This window comes from Telmatospirillum sp. J64-1, from assembly GCF_006980715.1.
GTDB lineage: Bacteria > Pseudomonadota > Alphaproteobacteria > Rhodospirillales > Magnetospirillaceae > Oleiliquidispirillum > Oleiliquidispirillum nitrogeniifigens.
Genome location: NZ_SBHN01000061.1, coordinates 1 through 2,994 on the forward strand (window position 1 = coordinate 1; position 2,994 = coordinate 2,994).

Annotated in this window: 8 protein-coding genes; all 8 read left to right on the forward strand. The window is 63.7% G+C overall.

The features are described from left to right. Positions 1 to 224 (forward strand): hypothetical protein (locus EPD66_RS24250; protein WP_221931106.1); only part of this gene is annotated, 224 nt, incomplete at its 5' end. Next, a complete protein-coding gene (locus EPD66_RS23660) occupies positions 212 to 565 on the forward strand; it encodes an XRE family transcriptional regulator (protein ID WP_142851022.1) in 354 nt (117 codons plus the stop codon). The genes EPD66_RS24250 and EPD66_RS23660, both read left to right, overlap by 13 nt. After that, positions 555 to 824, forward strand: a complete 270-nt coding sequence (locus EPD66_RS23665) for a hypothetical protein (RefSeq protein WP_142851023.1) — start codon at positions 555 to 557, stop codon at positions 822 to 824. The genes EPD66_RS23660 and EPD66_RS23665 overlap by 11 nt, the downstream gene beginning before the upstream one ends. Positions 825 to 947: 123 nt before the next feature. Then, positions 948 to 1,574 (forward strand): DUF3164 family protein, encoded by a 627-nt coding sequence (locus EPD66_RS23670; protein ID WP_255448628.1) that lies wholly within the window; start codon positions 948 to 950, stop codon positions 1,572 to 1,574. Further along, on the forward strand, positions 1,574 to 1,864 hold the full coding sequence (locus tag EPD66_RS23675) for a hypothetical protein (protein ID WP_142851024.1): 291 nt from the start codon (positions 1,574 to 1,576) through the stop codon (positions 1,862 to 1,864). Before EPD66_RS23670 ends, EPD66_RS23675 begins: the two co-directional genes overlap by 1 nt. A 5-nt stretch (positions 1,865 to 1,869) precedes the next feature. After that, a complete protein-coding gene (locus EPD66_RS23680) occupies positions 1,870 to 2,232 on the forward strand; it encodes a hypothetical protein (RefSeq protein WP_142851025.1) in 363 nt (120 codons plus the stop codon). Next, entirely contained in the window at positions 2,232 to 2,444 is a 213-nt protein-coding gene (locus EPD66_RS23685) for a hypothetical protein (protein ID WP_142851026.1), read from the forward strand. The genes EPD66_RS23680 and EPD66_RS23685 overlap by 1 nt, the downstream gene beginning before the upstream one ends. A gap of 89 nt (positions 2,445 to 2,533) precedes the next feature. After that, on the forward strand, positions 2,534 to 2,977 hold the full coding sequence (locus EPD66_RS23690) for a hypothetical protein (protein WP_142851027.1): 444 nt from the start codon (positions 2,534 to 2,536) through the stop codon (positions 2,975 to 2,977). Positions 2,978 to 2,994: the final 17 nt, after the last annotated feature.

Sequence of the window (2,994 nt, forward strand, 5' to 3'; positions counted from 1 at the left end):
AGGCTGCGTCCCATGCCTCGATCTATCTCAACCGCCTTGCCGAGGCAGGGTATTTGCGCCGCCTGCCCAAGCGCCAGCCCAGCGATGTACCGGGCAGCCAGGGCTATGTCCGCTACCAGTTGCTCCTGGATACCGGGCCTGAATCTCCGGTTGCCCGCAAGCGCAACGGTAACTGGGAGGTCTATGACCGCAACACCAAGCAGGTGCTTCCATGCGTGCGTTAGAGATCGCCCGCGATGCAGTGGAGCATCACAACGCCGCTAACGGTGGCAAGGGCGGCATCACGGCCGTGGCCGGCAAGATCGGCTATTCGCGCACGGCTCTGTCGCTTTATCTGGCGGCGAAATATCCGGCCAATGACGTCGCCAAGATCGAGGCGGCGATCCTGGCCAAGCTGGTCGGCCGCATCCAATGCCCGCATCTGGCCAAGGATCTGTCGGTAGAGGAATGCGCTGGTTACGCCGCCCGCTCGATGCCCCTGTCCAGCCCATCCCAACTACGCCATTGGCAGGCCTGCCAGGACTGCCCCAACGCCCGCAAGGAGGGCCAAAATCATGCTGAGTAATGACCTGGAAGAGATGGCCAACGCCCTGGGCGCCGCTGTGGAGCAGGGCCGCATCAATGATGCCCTGGCAACCCGCGTGGCGGTGATGCTGCGTGACCGAGCCGAGGACGCCCGCGCCCTTGAGGCGGTGGCCATGCCGGCCCGCGCACGGATCAATCCGGCCGACCTGCCCGACAACGTGATCGAGATCGCCAGCATCCTGCATCGCAAGGGCGTCCGCACCGCCCGGCGACTGCCCACCGGAGGTGACGCCGCATGATGCTGCTACGCCGCCTATTGCAGGCCCTTGGATGGCGCCATGCCATTCAGCCCGCCAATCCGATTCCGCATCCCGAGCGCCTGCTGCTCGGCAATGCCCTGCACGACTGAGAGGATGAGAGAGATGATGAGCGAGACTATCGGAATGGCCCGCGAGGGTTACATGCGAAATGCCCTGGGGCATGACGTGCCCCTAGAACTGGTCAGGCCCCTGGACAAGCTGCGCGACGAGCTGGTGCGTGGATTGATCATGAAAGCCAAGGATCTGCGCGACCAGATGCGCAACTTCAAGGCTGACGCTCTGTCCGAGATCAGCGCCTTTGTCGATTTGGCGGCTGCCGAGTACGACACCAAGCTGGGCGGACTGAAGGGCAACCTGACCCTGCGCAGCTATGACGGCACCATCGAGATCAAGGTTCAGGTTGCCGAGCATTTGCGCTTCGACGAGCGCCTGAAGGTCGCCGAGAAGCTGGTCGGCGACTGCCTGACGGAATGGGCGGCCGATGCTCGGCCCGAGCTTAAAGCCATCGTTGAACGGGCGTTTCGGACCGACAAGGACGGCAATGTCTCGACCAGTGCGGTGCTGGGCCTGCGCCGCCTGGAGATCACCGACGACCGTTGGAAGCGGGCCATGGAAGCCATCGCGGCGGCCATGCTGGTGACCGGCACCAAGAGCTATGTCCGCTTTTACGAGCGCCCCAGCGCCGAAATGCCCCTGCAGGCCGTCTCGCTCGACTTGGCGGTGCTGTGATGGAGGGCGATCTGAATACCCGGTCCAACGCTGCCGCAGCCGACCAAGACCACGAGCACAAGCAGGTGCTACTCGGACTGACCCGCGCCATCGCCAAGGTTGCCGGCGAAGCCGCCGATGCTAATGGCCGGCCGGGGCTGGCCATGGAAGCCACGCTCTCGGCTTTCGTCAGCATCGCCATGCAGAGCGGGAAGCAAGCATTGGCGATCAGCATGATGAGTGCGGCGCTCGATATCCTTGAAATCGACAATATGGATCTGCTGGCCCAGTCGCCGGCCGGGAGGGCGTGACGATCATGGCCATGAAATACTTTGTGCTGTCTGCCGAGGACTATCCGAGCCAGCAGAGCGAAAGCGACACGTTGCACCTGATCGATGTGCTGACCGATGTCGCGGATGAACGCTGGGCGCAGGACCTGCAATGGGGCGGGCCGGAGCATGACGATCAGCACACGTCTCTGGAATGGCGCGCCCTGATCGGGGCGCATACGCATAACCTGATCGATGGCCGGGGCAATGCCGCCCCTGATTACCGCGAGCGCCTGGTCAAGATCGCCGCCCTGGCGGTAGCGGCGATCCAGAGCCATGACCGGACAGCCTCCATAATCAACGTTCTGGGGAGCGGGCCGGAGCCCATCGCTCTGAAGGAGGATGTGTGATGTGCGATTGCATCGACAAGATCAACCTCGCTCTATCTGAAGGCGACCAGGAATTGCCGACTGTCGTTGCCCGCAGAGGCGATGACCTGGTTCTTGAACTGTCCATTCCCCTGATGCGGAAAGATGAAGGGAAGATCGAGAGCCGCAAAGGCAGGCCCCGGAGGATGGTCGCCAAATACTGCCCTTTCTGCGGAGAGAAGCAGCGGGATTGAGGCGAAACGCCCGGCGTCGGTGACGGCGCCGGACGTCGGCGGAAGGTTGGCCACCCCGCCCTGATGAGCTAGGCCAGGAGACGATTCGGATGGAACCCACAGCACAGATCAGCGCTGACCACCTGACCGGCCGGCTGCGCGACCTCTACGACCTACTGGCGGCGGCGGCCGAAGCCGGACTGCCGTGCCCCAGCAATACCGATTTGATGGATAAGGGGATCGTCGTCGGCGATCACACCCGATGCACCGAGGCCTTGCAGCGCTTGTCGAAGATGGGCCTGATCAAGATCGAGGCTGGCGTCAATTGGCGGCGCGTCACTGTCCTGGCCACCGGCAAGGCTACTGCGAAGTCCAACGGAAGTCGGCAAGGCCGCGTCCGCCGCATGGCTCCCTCCGCCCTCGGCGGCGCCACAGTCAACATCCGACCCGCCAAGCGAACCTGCCTGCGCTGCCGGAGAAAGTTCGAGTCTCAAGGTCCGCATAACCAGATGTGTGGGCCGTGCCGCAATGCTGCATCGGAGATCGCCGCATGAAGCGCCGTCCCGCCCCC